The following is a 17,557-nucleotide window of genomic DNA, read 5'->3' as shown; positions in this document are numbered from 1 at the left end:
GCCAGGCGAGGGAGCGCGGCGGCGCTCAACTCGCGTAACGTACTTCGAGGATTTCGTATTCAATGGCCTGGTCGTAGGTCTTGGCATCATGCATCGCAAGGTACAGCAGGATTTTTGCGGCGTGCGCCTTGATGACGCGATGCAGCAGGACGCCGACGATGACCAGCGGAAGCCCCGCCCAAAGATAACCCCACAGGCTCAATGCCGTGCCAATGCCCAGGAGAGGCAGCGAGATACCCACAACAAACAGGCGATGCCTGACGTACTTCTGCGCGCGCTCCGGATTCACGATCAAACGAAAACGCCCCCTGGGCACGCCGGCGCAAAACTCCTGATGCGGCACGTAAATCGGGGAAGAGGTGTCAGCGGACGGTTCGGGTTCGTTCATGTGTTCTCACAGGCTGCTTGATCCTGGGGGTGCGGGCACTGCACCACGGGGCTAACCTATCTTAACCACCGCCTAAACCACCGTCAGCTTGGCCACACTCAGTGCCAGCCATTTCACGCCATGCCGGGTGAAATTGATCTGCGCCCGCGCATCGTCACCACTGCCTTCGAGCATCAGCACCTTGCCCTCGCCAAACTTGGCGTGGAACACCTGCATGCCGCCTTTAAGCCCATGCGAAGGCGCGTTGCGCTGCGGCGGCACCGGTGGATTGGCAAAGCGCTCGGATGAACCGGACTTTGAAGAAAAAACGTTGCTGGCCCAGTCGCCACGGGTGCCACTAGCTCCTGAATTATGAGCACCGCCCCACCCACCGGATCCCATGCCCAGGCCGGATGCAAAGCCCTGGTTTTTGGGCGTGATCCATTTGAGCGCCGCTTCCGGCAGCTCGTCAAAAAACCGGCTTTTCAGGTGGTAGCGCGTCTGGCCGTGCAGCATGCGGGTCTGCGAATGGCTGAGGTACAGCCGCTTGCGCGCACGCGTGATGGCCACGTACATCAGGCGGCGCTCTTCCTCCAGCCCATCGTGGTCGCTCATGGAATTTTCATGCGGGAACAGGCCCTCTTCCATGCCGGTGATGAAGACGCAGTCAAACTCCAGCCCCTTGGACGAGTGCACCGTCATCAGCTGCACGGCATCCTGGCCGGCCTGCGCCTGGTTGTCGCCGGACTCCAACGCGGCATGCGTGAGAAAGGCCGCCAGCGGTGACAGCGTTTCACCGGTCTCGGTGTCGGGCGCCAGCAATTCCGGCAAGGGCTCACTCAGCAGCGCAGCGGAAGGATCGAGGCCCTGGCTGGCAGGCGACTGGCCCAATGCCAGGTTCGCACGCGAACCCAGTTCGTCCACCGGCAAGGCCACGGCATCGCGGCCAAAGCCTTCCTGGCTGACGAAGGACTCGGCGGCGTTGACCAGTTCGGCCAGGTTCTCCAGCCGGTCCTGACCCTCTTTTTCGGTCTTATAGTGCTCTTCCAGCCCGCTGTGCTGCAGCACCAGCTCGATGATTTCGCGCAGGGTGAGGCCGGTGGTTTGCTCGCGCAACACATCGATCTTGGCCACAAAGGCGCCCAGGTTGGCTCCGGCCTTGCCAGTCACCGCACTGACACCGTCATGCAGCGAGCAACCCGAGGCGCGCGAAATGTCCTGCAACTGCTCAATGCTGCGCGCACCAATACCACGCGGCGGAAAGTTGACCACGCGCAAAAAGCTGGTGTCATCGTGCGGGTTCTCCAGCAGGCGCAGGTAGGCCAGCGCATGCTTGATCTCGGCGCGCTCGAAAAAGCGCAGGCCGCCATACACGCGGTAAGGCACACCGGCATTGAACAGCGCCGTCTCCATCACCCGGCTTTGCGCATTGCTGCGGTACAGCAGCGCGATCTCCTTGCGCTCGGCGCCGTCTCGCACCAGCTGCTTCACTTCATCGACAAACCACTGGGCCTCGGCAAAATCAGAAGTGGCCTCATAGACGCGCACCGGCTCGCCCGGGCCGGCCTCGGTGCGCAGGTTCTTGCCCAGGCGCTTGCTGTTGTGGCTGATCAGCTCGTTGGCCGAATCCAGAATGTTGCCGAAGCTGCGGTAGTTGCGCTCCAGCTTGATCTGGTGCTGCACATCGAACTCGCGCACAAAATCGGTCATGTTGCCCACGCGCGCACCGCGAAAGGCGTAGATGCTCTGGTCGTCGTCACCCACCGCCACCACCGAGCCACCCGGCATCGCGGCGGCGCCCTGCGTGGCTTCGGGGCCCTGGCCCGCCAGCATCTTGATCCAGGCATATTGCAGCTTGTTGGTGTCCTGGAACTCATCGATCAGGATGTGCCGGAAACGCCGCTGGTAGTGCTCGCGCACGGGGGCGTTGTCACGCAGCAGTTCATAGCTGCGCAGCATCAGCTCGCCAAAATCCACCACGCCTTCGCGCTGGCATTGCTCTTCGTACAGCGCGTAGATCTCGACCTTCTTGCGGCCTTCCTCGTCACGCACCTGCACGTCCTTGGCACGCAAGCCGTCTTCCTTGCAGCTGGCAATGAACCACGCCAACTGTTTGGGCGGAAAGCGCTCGTCGTCCACATTGAACTGCTTGCACAGCCGCTTGATCGCCGACAGCTGGTCTTGCGTGTCGAGGATCTGGAAACTCTGCGGCAGATTGGCCAGCTTGTAATGCGCGCGCAAAAACCGGTTGCACAGGCCATGGAAGGTGCCAATCCACATGCCGCGCACATTGACGGGCAGCATGGCAGACAGGCGGGCCAGCATTTCCTTGGCCGCCTTGTTGGTAAACGTCACGGCCAGAATACCGCCGGGCGACACCTGGCCGGTTTGCAGCAACCAGGCAATGCGGGTGGTCAGCACGCGGGTCTTGCCGGAGCCCGCCCCGGCAAGAATCAGGGCGTGCTCATTCGGCAGGGTGACAGCGGCATGTTGCTCGGGGTTGAGGTTGTGCAGCAGCGGGGAATCTCGGGTGACTTGTGGAAACATGGGTCCATTGTAGAAAACCGGCACCCACACCCCCTCCCCGCACCCGGGGAAGGGTTAAGAGAGCCGCTCACAAAACCCAGCGAAGCGGTCCTGGCTAGGCGTGCCGCCGCAGACAGTGCTGCAGCACGGCAAGGCGGCACAACGACGCCAGGAGGGTTTTGTTAGCGGCTCTAATCCAGACTGATCTTGATCCGCTCCCCCAGGTCGCGAAACCTGGCGATGTCGGTTTTCATGATCGCGCGCAACGCGTCGGGGCCCAGGGCTACGGCTTCCAGCGACAACTGGGCGCATTTTTCCTTCACCTCCGGCATGGCCATGATTTCGCTGATTTCCCGCGTCAGCCGCTGGACCACCGCCACAGGCGTTCCTGCAGGTGCGGCGACGGCGTAGAAACCGTCAAAGCTGGCCTGCGGCAGGCGCAACTCCTCCATGCCCGGCGTTTCGGGCAGGAACGCCGTGCGCTTGGCGCTGGTCACCGCCAGCACGCGCAGCTTGCCGGCCTTGATCTGCGCACTGGCGGCCGAGAGGGTTTCCACGCCCATATCAATATCGCCGCGCATCAGGCCTATCAGGGCTTCGGCGCTGCCCTTGTAGGGCACGGCCTCCAGTTCGACACCGGCGGCGTGGGCCAGCAGCTCCGCGGAAAGATGGGGCGCAGTCCCGGGCCCATAGGTGGAATAGGTCAGCGATTTGGGCTTGGCCCTGGCTTGCGCAATGACGTCGGACAGGCGCTGGTAGGGCTTGGACGGCGCCGTGACCAGCACCAGGGGCGCATAGGTGACCAAAGCGATCGGGATCAGGTCCTTGAGCACATCGAAGGGCAGCTTGCTGCGCAAGCCCGGCACGACGGTGAAACTGCTGGCGCCTGAGACCAGCAGCGTGTGGCCGTCGGGGATGGACTTGGCCACCGCATCCACACCGATGACGGTTGCCGCGCCCGGTTTGTTCTCGATGATGACGGCTTGCCCCAGGCGGGGCCCCAGGCGCTCAGCAATCAGGCGGGCCACGGTGTCGGTTGCGCCGCCCGGCGGGAACGGCACGATCAGCTTGAGGGGCTTGCTGGGCCAGCTCTGGGCCAAGGCCAGCGGGCTCGCCAGGCTGGTCACCAGAGCGGCCAGGACAGTTATCAGCGTTGCGCGGCGTGATGTCGATGTCATGCTGTTCTCTTTTCAGGTTAAAAATTTAAACGCAAGATTCAGTGGGCAGACGCGCTGCGCTGCCAGGGCAGACCTGGCGCGCCCAAGTCCCAGTACAGCCCGGCCATGATCTGTAGGCCCTCACGCGCGACCGACGCCAGCAGGTGCTCATTGGGCGCGTGCTGCGCACAGGCCGGGTAGGAATGCGGCACCCACAGCGTGGGCAGGCCCAGCACATCGGCAAACACGTCGTTGGGGAGCGAGCCGGCCAGATTGGGCAGCAGGGTGACGGGCTTGCCACTGCTGGCGGCCATGGACTGCATGGCCCAGCCGACCCAGGGGTTGTCCAGATCCAGCCGCGTGGCGGGTGAGTCGGCGGTAACGCTCACTTCCACGGCGTCAAAGCCGTGCGCGTCCAGATGGGCGCGCACGATGTCCGGCAACTGCTGCCACGGCGTACCCGGCACAAAGCGCAGCTGGCAGTGCGCCACGGCCAGCTGCGGAATCGCATTGACCGGACGCTCGGCCGAGCCAGCCCCCAGCGCCAGCACTTCCAGCGTGTTCCAGCCAACCAGGCGTTCAGCCGCCGTCAGGCCGGGCTCACCCCAGGCGGGATTGATCTGCGGGTCGTCCGTGCCGCCGCCGACCTGCACGTCGCGCAGCGCGCGCCGGATGTTGTCCGCCAGTGCCGGTGGGCGCAAACCCTCGACCTGGATACGCCCCCGTTCATCGACCATGGACGCAATGGCGTGCGCCAGCACGATGCCGGGGTTGGTCAGCACGCCACCCCAGTTGCCCGAGTGGTAGGCGCGCTCGCGGCTTTGCAGGCGCAGCGAGAAATTGACCAGCCCGCGCGAGCCCAGGAACAAGGTGGGCTGCTGCGCCTGCACGCGTGGCCCGTCGCAGGCGATCAGCAGATCGGCGCGCTGCAGCTCGCGTTCGCGCTCGCACAGCTCACGCAGGCCCGGACTGCCCGCCTCCTCGCCCATTTCCAGCAGCACCGTCACGTTGTAGCCCAGCCGGCCGCCACGCGCGGCCAGGGTGTGCTCCAGCGCTGCGAAGTTGATGGTGTGCTGGCCCTTGTTGTCTGCCGTGCCGCGGCCGTACCAGCGGTCGCCCTCCACGGTCAATTGCCACGGGCTCAGGCCCTCGCGCCAGTGCTTGTCCTGGCCGTTGACCACATCGCCATGCCCGTAGGTCAGCACGGTAGGCAGGTCCTGGCCCTCGACGCGGCGCGCCACCAGCAGCGGCCCGCCGGTAGCCACCGGATTGGCCTTCACCTCGCAGTCAAAGCCCAGCCGGATCAGGGACGGCACGATGTCATCGCGCAAATAGTCGCCCAAGGCTGGGCCGGGCTGCCCACTGTCGCTCTCGGTGCGCCAGGCCACGCGGCGGGCCAGGTCGCGCTGGAAATGCCCGGCGTCAAACCAGGCGGAGGCAGATTCGAGTAATTGGTCGCGCGTCATGTTTTGGCTTCCTTGGAGCATTGCCAAAAGTCTAATAAACTCAAAGAGCTTTCACAATTTGAGAATAAGCAACTCAGCCTTGCGCTGGCGGCAATGCACGCAAGCCACACGGGAAGCCATACGATGTCCTTGTCATTGCTGGGCACAGCCACCCGCTACTTTCTGGAAGTCGCCCGCACCGGCTCGGTGACTCAGGCGGCGGAGCAGCTGCATGTGGCGGTATCGGCCGTCAGCCGCCAGATCACCAAACTCGAAGACAGCCTGGGCTGTGCCTTGTTCGAGCGCCAGGCCCGCGGCATGGCGCTCAGCGCTGCCGGGGAGCGGCTGGCCGCCTATGTGCGCACCACCATGCTCGATGCTGAACGCGTGGTCGACGAGGTCAAGGGGCTGGGCGGGCAACGCGCCAGCCGCATCCGCCTCGCCTGCACCGAAGGCCTGGCCTGCGGCTTCATGGCGGAGGTGATGTCTTCCTTTCGCGCAGCGCATCCCGGCTGCGGCATTCACCTGCAGGTGGGTACGCCCGACGAAGTGAGCCGGCACCTGCTGCGCGGCGAGGTGGACCTGGGGATCAAGTTTTCCGTCGCCCCGGACAAGGGCCTGAAGATCGAACACAACCAGCCCGCGCCCATCATGGTGCTGGCGGCACCCGGCCATGCACTGGCCCGGCGACGCAGTGTGTCGGTGGCTGACATCGTGCGCCATCCGCTGGCCGTGCCCGAGGCCGGCACCACGGTGCGGCAGATGCTGGACCTGTGCTGCAGCCTCAAGGGCCTGCACTACCAGGTGGCTTACACCGGCAACTACCCCACCTTGCTGGCGCTGGTCATGCAGGGCGAGGTGCTGACGCTCTCGGCCCTGGTCAGCGCCGCGCACGCCGTTCGGGCAGGTGAGCTGGTGGCCGTGCCGGTGAGCGAACCGCAATTTCGCCAGCGCAGCCTGCAAGTGCTGACGCTGCAGGGGCAATCACCCGGCACGCTGGCCAGCGACTTCAGGGATCACCTGATAGCGACTGCGCTCAGGCTCGGCCAGGCTGTGTAACGGGTGTAAGAGCCAGGCGCCCCAAACGACATCTGGGAAAATGCCTGTGCTGCAGGAGCCCCTGAAATGAAACACCTTGTTCTGTTAACCGCTTTGTTCAGTTGCGCCGCGTCCGGCACCTGGGCCCAATCGTTCTGCGCCAGCGACGGCCAGCCCCGGCCAACTCAACTCATCGAGCGCTTCATCAACGCCGACTGCGACAGCTGCTGGATCGACCCGGCCACCCCGCGGGCAAGCGCCGGCCAGATCGCGCTGGATTGGGTCGTTCCCGGTAGCAAAGGCGACGACGCGCCGCTTTCCGCGGTAGCAACGCGCGATGCGCTGGCCCGTCTGGAGGCCTCGAGGCAACCCGTTCCCGCCAGGAGCAGCAGCCGCACCCATTCCGTCAACCACCTCAAGGGCAGCACGCTGCGCGTGGCCCACGGCCTGCCGCTGGCCGACTATCTGGGTGCTTCGATAGAGCTCAAGCCCGTCCCGCCCGCCGCGCAGGGGCAACGCTGGACGGCCTGGCTGGCATTGGTTGACACCCTGCCAGCCGGCACCGAGGGCTCGCCCACCGAGCGGAACCTTGTCAGAAACCTGCTCCAGGTCTCCTGGGATGGTCGAAAGCTGTCAAACACAGAGCAGAACCAGAACCGCTTTTTCGAAGCGCGCTCCATGGCCATTGCACAGGGCGCCAATGCGGGCCGGCTGCGTGTGATTGGCTGGGTTGAGGATGAGAAAAACCGGGTGCGGGCTGCGGCCCAGTCGCGCTGCGAGGCAAGCCCCCCGACGCCCAGCCAGGGCCCGAAATAGGAGCTCGAAATAGCATCCCGGAATGGGACTGCCCATATAAAGGGTATACAGGTCACGGCATCATCGCCGGACACCCGCGCGCCTAGAATCACTTACCGGGCCCAAGCAATTGCGCCCGGTTTTTTGTTTCTGCGTTCCATGGGGACAATGCGGACAAGAACCGGTCCAGTCCAAGTGCCTGGGGATGCTCTGCCTAACTCCCGCCATGCGCGTTCGAGTCCAAAACGGGATGATTTGTCCGCCAACACCGCGCGTCGTGTGCCCGAAGGCACACGCAAGCGGTTTGGTGGGCAAAGCGCCCGTTTTGGGTCGAACCCGAAGGGGCGTGGTTTTGCGGGCGATCCGCCGCGTTGCAAAACCAGGCAAGGCGTCCAGCCTTGCCTTGGGTTTTGCGCCTTGCGGCTCATCCCGCAAAAGCCCCGCCGCGCGCGGCGCGAGTTAGGCAGAGCATCCCTGGTTATCAACAGTCTTCAGGAGCTTGGGAAACATGGAAATTTTCGATTACGACAATGTGCTGCTGCTGCCCCGCAAATGCCGGGTAGAAAGCCGCTCGGAGTGCGATGCCGGTGTGACGCTGGGCGGGCGCACCTTCCGCATCCCGGTGGTGCCGGCCAACATGAAAACGGTGGTCGATGAAAACATCTGCACCTGGATGGCCAAGAACGGCTACTTCTACGTCATGCACCGCTTTGACCTGGACAACCTGCAGTTTGTCAAAGACATGACGGCCAAAGGCGTTTACGCGTCAATCTCGCTGGGGGTTAAAAAGCCCGACTACGACACGGTGGACCAGTTTGTGGCCGAGGGTCTCGCCCCCGAATACATCACGATAGACATTGCCCACGGCCATGCCGACAGCGTGCAGAAAATGATCGGCTACCTCAAGCAAAAGCTGCCCGCATCGTTCGTGATTGCCGGCAACGTGGCCACGCCCGAAGCGGTGATTGACCTGGAAAACTGGGGCGCCGATGCGACCAAGGTGGGCGTTGGCCCCGGCAAGGTTTGCATCACCAAAATGAAAACCGGCTTTGGCACCGGCGGCTGGCAGCTCTCGGCGCTCAAGTGGTGCGCCCGCGTGGCAACCAAGCCCATCATTGCCGACGGCGGCATACGCGAGCATGGCGACATTGCCAAGTCCATCCGTTTTGGCGCGACCATGGTGATGATAGGCTCCCTGCTCGCCGGCCTGGAAGAAAGCCCCGGCAAAACCGTGGAGGTCGATGGCAAGCTCTTCAAGGAGTATTACGGCAGCGCCTCGGACTTCAACAAGGGCGAGTACAAGCACGTCGAAGGCAAACGCATCCTGGAACCCATCAAGGGCACGCTGGCGGACACCCTGCGCGAGATGGAAGAAGACATCCAGAGCTCCATCAGCTATGCCGGGGGCAAGAAACTGATGGACATCCGCAAGGTCAACTACGTGATCCTGGGCGGCGACAACGCAGGCGAACACCTGCTGATGTGAGGCTTTGCCGGTCCAGGCTGCTGCAGGAGTACAGTCATCGCCAAACCATGAAAGCGAGGATCCGTGCCCACTGCAGCCATTGAAATACGTCGAAAATATTCACGCGAAGAAGAAACGGCCCTCATCGATGCCGTGCAGGCCGCGATGATTGCGGTGCTTAAAGTCCCGCACTGGACCACGATGATTCGCCTTTTCGTCCACGAGCCGCACCGCTTTGTCGGGCCTCCAGACAAGGGCGACCAATACACCCTGGTCAGCATCGACTGCTTCATCGGGCGCTCCGTCGAGACCAAACGCGCGCTGTACCAGGCCATCGTGCAAAACCTGGGCCTGTGCGGCGTCCCCGCCGACCACATCAAGGTGGTGGTGCGGGAAGCGCCACGCGAGAACTGGGCGATTCGCGGCGGCATCCCGGCGTCTGACGTCGCACTGGAGTACGACGTCAATATTTAGGGCCTGTTCACCCTATTGAAACATCACACCTAGGCCGTAGCCCGCAACAGATCCAGGGCCAGCTGGTTCAGCCGGTGACCAGGCTGCACCAGGGCCTCGACGATGCTGAAGTGATTCAGCCCCAGCAAGGCTTCGCGCACAGGCACCACCCGGGGGCCCCATGCCTGCTCGATCAGCGCGTTGTGCCGCAGGAATTCTTCGCTCTCGTCGGCCCCGGCCACGGTGTAGAGCACGCCCCGCGCAGGCGGCGGCATCCACGCCGGGCTGGCCTGCAGGACTTGCGCCGGGGTCAAGCGCAGCGCCTCCTGCAGGAACGGCGTATGCATGATGGATTCAAGCTCATAGAGGCCCGAAATCGACAGCGCGTTTTTGACCAGCTCGGCCGGCAGGTCCCCGGCATGGACCGGCCACCGGCAGGCCAGCAGCATGGCGGCCAGATGGCCACCGGCCGAATGCCCCATCACGGTGATGCGCTTCGGGTCGCCACCAAACCGCGCCACGTTGCGGTAAGTCCAGGCCAGCGCCCTGACCATCTGCAACGCGATGTCGGGAATGGTCACGGCCGGGCACAGGTCGTAATTGGGAATCACCACACAGGCGCCCGCCTCCACGAAGGCAGGAGCGACAAAGGAGTGGTCGGCCTTGTCCAGCGACCGCCAGTAACCGCCGTGAATGAACACCACCACCGGCGCCCCGGGCTTCGCAGCCGGAAACACGTCCAGCTTTTCACCGCTGCCCTGGCCGTAGGGGACGTCCAGCGTGCAAGGCAGCGTGCTCCTGGCCTGCGCCGAAGCCTCGGCCCAGTGCGTGAAATGCGCCTCGTGCTCCGCCACGCGCGCCCGGTTGTTGTACATGCTGTCTAGCCACGCAGGGTCAGGTTGGTTCATGGATGCTCCTGAAAATCAAGTCGTCAAAACTGCTCAAACTGCCGCCATCTTGGCACAGTCGCGCACGCCCCTGACCCCACGGGAAAACCCGGAGTAGCTTTTTTGCCATTCGGCGTATTCTGTATACAGAGTACAAAAAATGACTTCCCATCTCATCAAAATCGAATCAACCCCCGACTTGGTGGACCAGGTCTATCGCAGCCTGCTGGACGCCATCAGCGACGGCTCCCTGGCGCCGGGTTCGCGCATCATGCAGGAAGATATTGCGGAGCGGCTGGCGGTGTCGCGCCAGCCGGTCCTGCAGGCCTTGCGGCTGCTGAAAAAAGATGGCTTTGTGCTGGACGCGCCCGGCCGCGGAGTGCTGGTGGCGCCGCTCGACGTGGCCTGGCTGGTGCAGATTTACCAGGTACGCGGCGCTCTGGACGCGCTGGCCGCCCGGCTCGCTGCACGTGCCCGCAGCCCGCTGGATCCGCGTCTGATCAGCCAGGGGCGCGCTGCCGCACGGAGCAACAAGGTCAAGGCCATGATGGCGGCGGACGCGCAGTTTCATGCTGCGATTTATGCCGCATCCGGCAACCCGCTGATCGCCCAGAGCGCGCAGCTGCATTGGCACCACATCCGCCGCGCCATGGGCGCGGTGCTGCAGGTGTCGACCATGCGCGAATCGATCTGGGATGAGCACGAGGCGATTGCCAGGGCGATAGCCAGCGGAGATGAAGACACGGCCGAAACCCTGATCCGCCAGCATGACGAGGACGCCAGCCACAACCTGGCGAGCCTGCTGTCCAGCGCACTCAAGCAGCCTGCCCCTTCCGCGAACATCACAGCCCAGCCCGTTCTGCCCCGCCAAAGCCATGGAGACACACGATGAAACTGACGCCCGAACAACTCGCCCAATTCGACCGCGACGGCTACCTGTTTTTCCCCGGCCTTTTTACGCCGGAAGAAACGCAGGCGCTCAACAACGCCGTGCCCGACCTTTACAGCCGGCGCGAGGACTACAACGTGCGCGAAAAAGGCAAGGACGCGGTGCGCACCAACTTCGCCGCCCACATGTACAGCGAGCCGTTTGCCAAACTGGGCCGGCATCCGCGCATGATCGAGCCGGTGGAAGACCTGCTGGGTGAAAAACTCTACATGCACCAGTTCAAGATCAACGGCAAGATGGCCTTTGAAGGCGATGTCTGGCAGTGGCACCAGGACTACGGCACCTGGCTGAACGACGACATGATGCCGACCGAACGTGCGATGAATGTGGCGATCTTCCTGGACGATGTCACCGAGCACAACGGCCCGCTGATGTTCATTCCCGGCAGCCACAAAAAGGGCGTGGTGGACGCCAGACATGACCTCACCACCACCAGCTACCCGCTGTGGACGGTGGACAACGACCTGATTCGCCAGCTGGTGCAGCGTGCCGGCGGCAAACAGGGTGGCATTGTCAGCCCCAAAGGCCCGGCCGGCTCGATGATCCTGTTCCACTCCTGCCTGGTCCACGCCTCGGGGAGCAACCTGTCGCCCTTCAACCGCGTCAGCGTCTACCTGAGCCTGTGCGCCGTCAGCAACCACATTCGCCGCCACAAGCGCCCCGAGTACATTGCGCACCGCGACTTCACCCCCATCACCTGCCTGCCGGATGACTGCCTGCTGGCTGACTACCCGGTGGACCTGCCCTGGAGAGATGGCGTGCCGGCCACCGCGCTGCAAACGTCGACGGACGAAATCGCCCCTGAACGCAAGGCGGCCTGAGAACTTTCCACCCCCTTTCCGTTCGGGCTGAGCCTGTCGAAGCGCGCTGCGCAAGCGGCACGTCGACAGGCTCGGCAAGAGCGGTTTTCACGAACAAAACACCATGAACCTCTACACCAAACTCCAGCAACGCGCCGCCGACAACCAACCCGTGCGCATCGGCCTGATAGGCGCCGGAAAATTCGGCTCCATGTACCTGGCGCAGATTCCCAGAACCCCCGGCATACACCTCGTCGCCATTGCCGACCTGTCGCCCAACGCGGCCCGCACCAACCTCGCCCGCGTCGGCTGGAAACCCGAAATGAGCCAGGCGGAATCGGCGCAAACGGCGATCAAAACAGGCGCGACCTGGATCACGGACGACTGGCAGGCGGTCGTCATGCATCCGCAAATCGACATCATTGTGGAATGCACCGGCAACCCGGTGGCGGCCGTCGAGCACTGCCTGCAGGCTTTTGCGCATGGCAAGCATGTGGTCAACGTCACGGTGGAGGCCGATGCCTTTTGCGGCCCGCTGCTGGCGCGCAAGGCGGCTGAGGCCGGGGTGGTTTACTCGCTGGCCTTCGGTGACCAGCCGGCCTTGATCTGCGACCTGGTGGACTGGGCCCGCACCTGCGGGTTTCCGGTGGTGGCGGCAGGCCGTGGCCACAAATGGCTGCCGCATTTTTGCGAATCCACGCCCGATACGGTGTGGGGCAACTACGGCCTCACGCCCGAGCAGGCCCTGCGTGGCGGACTGAACCCGAAAATGTTCAACAGCTTCCTCGATGGCTCCAAACCCTCCATCGAATGCACCGCCGTGGCCAACGCTACCGGCCTCACCGTGCCCAGCAACGGCCTGCTCTACCCGCCCGCCAGCATCGAAGACATTCCCTTTGTGACGCGACCTATTCAAGAGGGCGGCGTGCTGGAGCGCAAGGGCATGGTCGAAGTCATCTCCTCGCTGGAAGCCAATGGCCGCAAGATTCCCTACGACATCCGCATGGGGGTCTGGGTCACGGTCGAGGCCGAAACCGACTACATCAAGAACTGCTTTGAAGAGTACAACGCACATACCGATCCGAGCGGCCGCTATTTCACGCTGTACAAGCGCTGGCACCTGATCGGGCTGGAGGTCGGCGTGTCGGTGGCCAGCGTGGCGCTGCGCGGCGAACCGACCGGCGTGGCGACCTGCTGGAACGCCGACGTGGTGGCCACCGCCAAGCGCGACCTCAAACCCGGCGACATGCTGGACGGCGAAGGCGGCTACACGGTCTGGGGCAAGCTGCTGCCGGCCGACACCTCCCTGCAGATGGGTGGCCTGCCCCTGGGCCTGGCGCACCAGGTCAAGGTGGTGCGGGCGGTCAAGAAAGGCCAGAGCCTGAGCTGGGCCGACGTGGCCATGGACACCTCAACACCCGCCTACAAGGTGCGCCATGAGATGGAAACCATGTTCTCGCCGGCCATGAAGAAAGCCGCCTGACAGCCTTCTTGCGCTGCGTGCCGGATGATGGGTACATCCGCCATTAACCAGGAACCTGAATGACCGTTGAAAGCGACCCGCACGCAAAAAAAATCGCCTTTTTGGGCACCGGCAGCATGGGGCTGCCCATGGCCAGGCGTCTGTGTGAAGCCGGCCATGCGCTGCAGGCGTGGAACCGCACCCCCGACAAGGCCGCGTCGCTGGCCGCCCTGGGCGCGACAGTTCACGCCCAGGCCAGTGCGGCAGCGCGCGGGGCCGACATCGTGGTCAGCATGCTGGAAAACGGCGCCGTGGTGCAAGACGTACTGTTCGCGCAAGGCGTTGCAGCAGCGATGAAACCAGGGTCGCTCTTCCTTGACATGGCGTCCATCACGCCCCGTGAAGCACGCGACCACGCCGCGCGGCTGGGCGCCCTGGGCATCGCGCACCTGGATGCGCCGGTGTCCGGAGGCACCGTCGGCGCTGAACAGGGCACGCTGGTCATCATGGCGGGCGGCAAGCCGGCCGACTTCGAGCGCGCCCTGCCCCTGCTCCAGGTGTTTGGCCGCGCCACGCATGTCGGCCCGCACGGCAGCGGGCAACTCACCAAACTGGCCAACCAGATGATTGTCGGCATCACGATTGGCGCGGTGGCCGAAGCCTTGCTGTTCGCCACCAAGGGCGGCGCCGACATGGCCAAGGTCAAGGAAGCCATCACCGGCGGTTTTGCCGACAGCCGCGTGTTGCAGTTGCACGGCCAGCGCATGGTGGAGCGGGACTTCGCGCCACGCGCCCGCTTGTCGATACAGCTCAAGGACATGCGCAATGCGCTGGCAACCGCTCAGGAAATCGGCTTTGATGCGCCCATCACCGGGCTCTTCGAGCAGCTCTACGCCGAGGGTGTGGAACACGGCCTGACAGACCTCGACCAGTCGGGACTCTTTGTGGAACTGGCCAGCCGCAACGGCATGAGCTGAGCTTCAACGGGTCAGCGCGGCCTTCATCAGGTAACCCGCGATCTGCGGATTTTCTTTGATCCGGCGCATGCTGTAGCCGTACCAGTCCTTGCTGTAAGGCACGTAGATGCGCACTGCGTAACCCATGCCGAGCAGCCTGCCCTGCAGGTTTTCGCAGACACCGAGCAGCATCTGGAACTCGAACCGGTCCTTGTCCACACCTTTGCGGCGCGACAGTTCGATCAACTGGTCGATCAACTCTTCGTCGTGCGTCGCGAGGCCGACAAAGGTCGCGCTGTCGAAGCAACGCGCCGCATGGTTCAGGAAATGCGCGTTGATGGCGCGCCGGTCTCGCCATGCCTGGTCGACCAAGTGCTCGCGGCCTTCGACGTAGATCCCCTTGCAGAGGCGCAGATTTTCACGCTCGCCGAGCAGCGGCCCGATGTCGCCGTAAGTACGCTTGAGGTAGGCCTGCAGCACGATGCCGACGCGGTCATGATCGCATTTCAATCGCGCGAGCAGATTGATTTCCTTCTGGGTAATGCTTGCGTCTTCCATGTCGATGCGCACAAAAATCCCGTGCCGCTCGGCCGCCGCAATCAGGCGCCGGAAGTTGCTTTCGCAATGCGCCTCATCGAGCAACAGGCCCAGCGCGGTCGGCTTGACCGAGATATTCGCGCGCAGGCCGTGGTGACCGATTGCGTCGAGCATCTGCAGGTACTGATCGGTCGTGCGGTCGGCCTGCGACAGCGACGAGACCGTCTCACCGAGCACGTCTAGCGTGGCCGAGAAGCCTCGGGCATCGAGCGCGCGAACGCGCGCCAGCGCTTCGGCCGCGGTTTCGCCGGCAATATAACGGCGCGAGACCTTGCGGATCAACGCGCGCGGAACCAGGGAGATGGCCGACGCCATCAGGGTATTGAACAGGGACATGATTTTTTCCGAAAAAAGAATGAAGCGGACGGCGCAAGACATCGGGCGGCGCCGGGCCGCTTCGCGATGAGTGCGTGGTCGAAAGGGAACGCCCGGCCGGGACGATCCGGCAGGCGTTCAGGCAAGGCAGCGGCCGCGCGCTCAGGGCGTGCGACCGTGGCTTGCGTTCAGTGCTTCGAGAGGGGTGGCCAGGCGGCTGCGGTCATCTGTTTTCCGGATGCGCGCCGAAAGGCGCGCGGCCTGCGGATCATATACAAAAAAAGCCCCGGCGACTTGGCGTCGCCGGGGCTTTTATCGAGGCCGGTCCGCGATCAGTCGCGTGCAGGCTTGGAGAACTTGCCAGCCTTCTTGGCAGCATCGCGCGGCACAAACACCTTGCCCGCAGGCTTGGCGAACGCGGGTTTGCGGTTTGCAAAGTCAGGGCGCGGCGCGAAGCCTTCATTGCGGGCGCCGAAGTTGCGATCGTCACGTGGGGCGAAGCCAGCGTTGTTGTTGCCAAAGCTGCGGTCGTCCTGGCGGCGTGGGCCGCGATCATTGAAACTGGTGCGATCGGCATACCCGTTGCCCTGCGGCGCGGGACGCGCCGGGAAGGAGCCGCCGCGGTCATCGCGGTTGCCGCCAAACCCACCACCCGAACCACCGCCAAAGCCGCCTGACGGCTTGCGGCCTGCGTAGCCACCACCGCCGCCGCCGAAGCTGCGGCCGCCGCGATCACCACCGAAATTGCCGCGCGGACGCTCGGACGTCGGCGCGAAACGCTGCTGCGGCTCCAGACCGGCAATGACGCTGGGCTTGAGGTTTTGCTGCGTGTAGTGCTCGATATCCTGAATCTTGCGGCGGTCGCGGAACTCGGCAATCGTGATGGCCTGGCCCGAGCGGCCGGCACGGCCGGTGCGGCCGATGCGGTGCACATAGTCTTCGGCTTTCATCGGCAGGCCGTAGTTGATCACGTGGGTGATGGTGGGCACGTCCAGGCCGCGGGCGGCCACATCGGTAGCGACCAGAACCTGCACGCGGCCGTCACGGAAAGCCATCAGGCGACGGTTGCGCAAACCCTGGCCCAGGGCGCCATGCAGCGCCACGGCGCTGAAGCCGTCCTGCACCAGGTCATTGGCCAGGCCGTCACACTCGACCTGCGTGCTCGCAAACACGATGGCCTGGTTGATTGTGGTGTCGCGCAGCCAATGGTCCAGCAGCTTGCGCTTGTGGGTCATGTTGTCGGCCCACAGCAGGGACTGCGTGATGGACAGGTGTTTTTCGTGCGGGGAATCAATTTCCACGCGCTGCGGCTGGCGCATCACGCGCGTGGCCAGCTGCATGATGCGCGGCGCAAACGTGGCGCTGAACATCATGGTCTGCTTGCGCTCAATGGTGAGCTGGTTGACTTCGGTCAGGTCGTCGGCAAAGCCGAGGTCCAGCATGCGGTCGGCCTCGTCAACCACCAGGAATTGCACCTGGTCGAGCTTGATCTGCATGCTGCGCTGCAGGTCCAGCAGGCGGCCCGGCGTGGCCACCACGAGATTGGCGTTTTGCAGCTTGGCAATCTGCAGCTGGTAAGGAATACCGCCCACCACATTGGCAATGCGCAGGCCGCGGCAATGGCGCACCAGGTCAATCGCGTCGGCGCAAACCTGCTGGGCCAATTCGCGCGTCGGGCACAGAATCAGCGCGCCAGGGGTGGCGGCCTTGAAATTGCGGGCATTGGTCGGGTCTTTGCGCTTGGGCTTTTTCGGAGGAGCTTCGCCTTTGGCGATGGCTTCCGCGCTCAGGCGTTCAAATTCAGCGCGTTCCTGACGCTCGGCTTCTTCCTGCTGCATCAACAGGGTGTGCAGCACGGGCAGCAGGAAAGCGGCGGTCTTGCCGCTGCCGGTCTGGCTGGAAACCAGCAGGTCGGTGAATTTGGCTTTCGGGTCTGTGCCGTCTGCGTCCAGGCCCTGCATGGCCTTGGGGATGGTGGCGAGTTGCACGGCGGTAGGCTGGGTAAAACCCATGTCGGCCACGGCCTGCAGCAGTTCCTGGGCCAGGCCCAGCTTCACGAAACCATTGGGCTGGGGCGCAATGGCGTCCAGCGAGGTGGCGGCGGTGGCAGGCGCATCGGAAAAATCCGGAACGCCCAGGATGTCGGTATCGGTGTTTGCTTCAGGCAAAAAGTCGCCGCGAGCCTCAAAAGAGTCAGTCATGTTTATTCTCAATCATCACCCGTGCGCAACGCTTTGTTAGCGAAGGACAGGAAACTTCACCCCCCGCGATGCGAGAGGATTCGTTCATGGTTAATAAAACACCAACCATCAAACGAATATGCGGTTCAGGCGAATCAGCCCGAA

General features: G+C 63.9%; 15 protein-coding genes. 8 read left to right on the top strand and 7 right to left on the bottom strand.

The features are described from left to right. Positions 1–25: 25 nt before the first annotated feature. The 4 genes from AC1DS5_RS13030 to AC1DS5_RS13015 form a co-directional block, all read right to left on the bottom strand. Positions 26–388, bottom strand: a complete 363-nt coding sequence (locus AC1DS5_RS13030) for a hypothetical protein (protein WP_477718685.1) — start codon at positions 386–388, stop codon at positions 26–28. A 72-nt stretch (positions 389–460) separates the two neighbouring features. After that, on the bottom strand, positions 461–2,914 hold the full coding sequence (locus AC1DS5_RS13025) for a UvrD-helicase domain-containing protein (protein WP_477718684.1): 2,454 nt from the start codon (positions 2,912–2,914) through the stop codon (positions 461–463). A gap of 170 nt (positions 2,915–3,084) precedes the next feature. After that, a complete protein-coding gene (locus AC1DS5_RS13020; protein WP_477718683.1) occupies positions 3,085–4,071 on the bottom strand; it encodes a Bug family tripartite tricarboxylate transporter substrate binding protein in 987 nt (328 codons plus the stop codon). 38 nt (positions 4,072–4,109) lie between these two features. Further along, positions 4,110–5,516 carry a M20 family metallopeptidase gene (locus AC1DS5_RS13015; RefSeq protein WP_477718682.1) on the bottom strand — a complete coding sequence of 469 codons (1,407 nt, stop codon included), beginning with the start codon at positions 5,514–5,516 and terminating at the stop codon, positions 4,110–4,112. Positions 5,517–5,639: 123 nt separating this feature from the next. Between AC1DS5_RS13015 and AC1DS5_RS13010 the strand changes: the two genes are divergently transcribed. The 4 genes from AC1DS5_RS13010 to AC1DS5_RS12995 all read left to right on the top strand — a co-directional run bounded on the left by AC1DS5_RS13010 (position 5,640) and on the right by AC1DS5_RS12995 (position 9,267). Continuing rightward, positions 5,640–6,554 carry a LysR family transcriptional regulator gene (locus tag AC1DS5_RS13010; RefSeq protein WP_477718681.1) on the top strand — a complete coding sequence of 305 codons (915 nt, stop codon included), beginning with the start codon at positions 5,640–5,642 and terminating at the stop codon, positions 6,552–6,554. A gap of 66 nt (positions 6,555–6,620) precedes the next feature. After that, positions 6,621–7,349, top strand: coding sequence for a hypothetical protein (locus tag AC1DS5_RS13005; RefSeq protein WP_477718680.1), 729 nt, complete (start codon positions 6,621–6,623; stop codon positions 7,347–7,349). A 487-nt stretch (positions 7,350–7,836) separates the two neighbouring features. Next, on the top strand, positions 7,837–8,814 hold the full coding sequence (locus tag AC1DS5_RS13000; protein ID WP_477718679.1) for a GMP reductase: 978 nt from the start codon (positions 7,837–7,839) through the stop codon (positions 8,812–8,814). Positions 8,815–8,877: 63 nt separating this feature from the next. Next, positions 8,878–9,267: a tautomerase family protein gene (locus AC1DS5_RS12995; protein WP_477718678.1), complete on the top strand. Its 390-nt coding sequence runs from the start codon at positions 8,878–8,880 to the stop codon at positions 9,265–9,267. Positions 9,268–9,296: 29 nt separating this feature from the next. On the opposite strand, the gene AC1DS5_RS12990 is transcribed toward AC1DS5_RS12995, so the two are convergent. Next, a complete protein-coding gene (locus tag AC1DS5_RS12990; protein WP_477718677.1) occupies positions 9,297–10,154 on the bottom strand; it encodes an alpha/beta hydrolase in 858 nt (285 codons plus the stop codon). Between the two features lie 139 nt (positions 10,155–10,293). On the opposite strand from AC1DS5_RS12990, the gene AC1DS5_RS12985 reads away from it, so the two are divergent. From AC1DS5_RS12985 to AC1DS5_RS12970, 4 genes are all read left to right on the top strand, one after another. After that, positions 10,294–11,025 carry a GntR family transcriptional regulator gene (locus AC1DS5_RS12985; RefSeq protein ID WP_477718676.1) on the top strand — a complete coding sequence of 244 codons (732 nt, stop codon included), beginning with the start codon at positions 10,294–10,296 and terminating at the stop codon, positions 11,023–11,025. After that, entirely contained in the window at positions 11,022–11,903 is an 882-nt protein-coding gene (locus tag AC1DS5_RS12980) for a phytanoyl-CoA dioxygenase family protein (RefSeq protein ID WP_477718675.1), read from the top strand. Before AC1DS5_RS12985 ends, AC1DS5_RS12980 begins: the two co-directional genes overlap by 4 nt. Positions 11,904–12,006: 103 nt before the next feature. Further along, a complete protein-coding gene (locus AC1DS5_RS12975) occupies positions 12,007–13,365 on the top strand; it encodes an NAD(P)H-dependent oxidoreductase (protein WP_477718674.1) in 1,359 nt (452 codons plus the stop codon). Between the two features lie 59 nt (positions 13,366–13,424). Continuing rightward, positions 13,425–14,321 (top strand): NAD(P)-dependent oxidoreductase, encoded by an 897-nt coding sequence (locus tag AC1DS5_RS12970; RefSeq protein ID WP_477718673.1) that lies wholly within the window; start codon positions 13,425–13,427, stop codon positions 14,319–14,321. A 3-nt stretch (positions 14,322–14,324) separates the two neighbouring features. Here the strand turns inward: AC1DS5_RS12970 and AC1DS5_RS12965 are convergent, their stop codons facing one another. Both AC1DS5_RS12965 and AC1DS5_RS12960 read right to left on the bottom strand, forming a co-directional pair. Further along, a complete protein-coding gene (locus AC1DS5_RS12965; RefSeq protein ID WP_477718672.1) occupies positions 14,325–15,233 on the bottom strand; it encodes a proline dehydrogenase family protein in 909 nt (302 codons plus the stop codon). Positions 15,234–15,544: 311 nt separating this feature from the next. After that, positions 15,545–17,413 (bottom strand): DEAD/DEAH box helicase, encoded by a 1,869-nt coding sequence (locus AC1DS5_RS12960; protein WP_477718671.1) that lies wholly within the window; start codon positions 17,411–17,413, stop codon positions 15,545–15,547. Positions 17,414–17,557: the final 144 nt, after the last annotated feature.

It is taken from the genome of Polaromonas sp. P4_H1 (genome assembly GCF_056400945.1).
The sequence above is the reverse complement of the archived record's forward strand: the minus strand, read 5'-3'. Positions and strand labels throughout refer to the sequence as shown.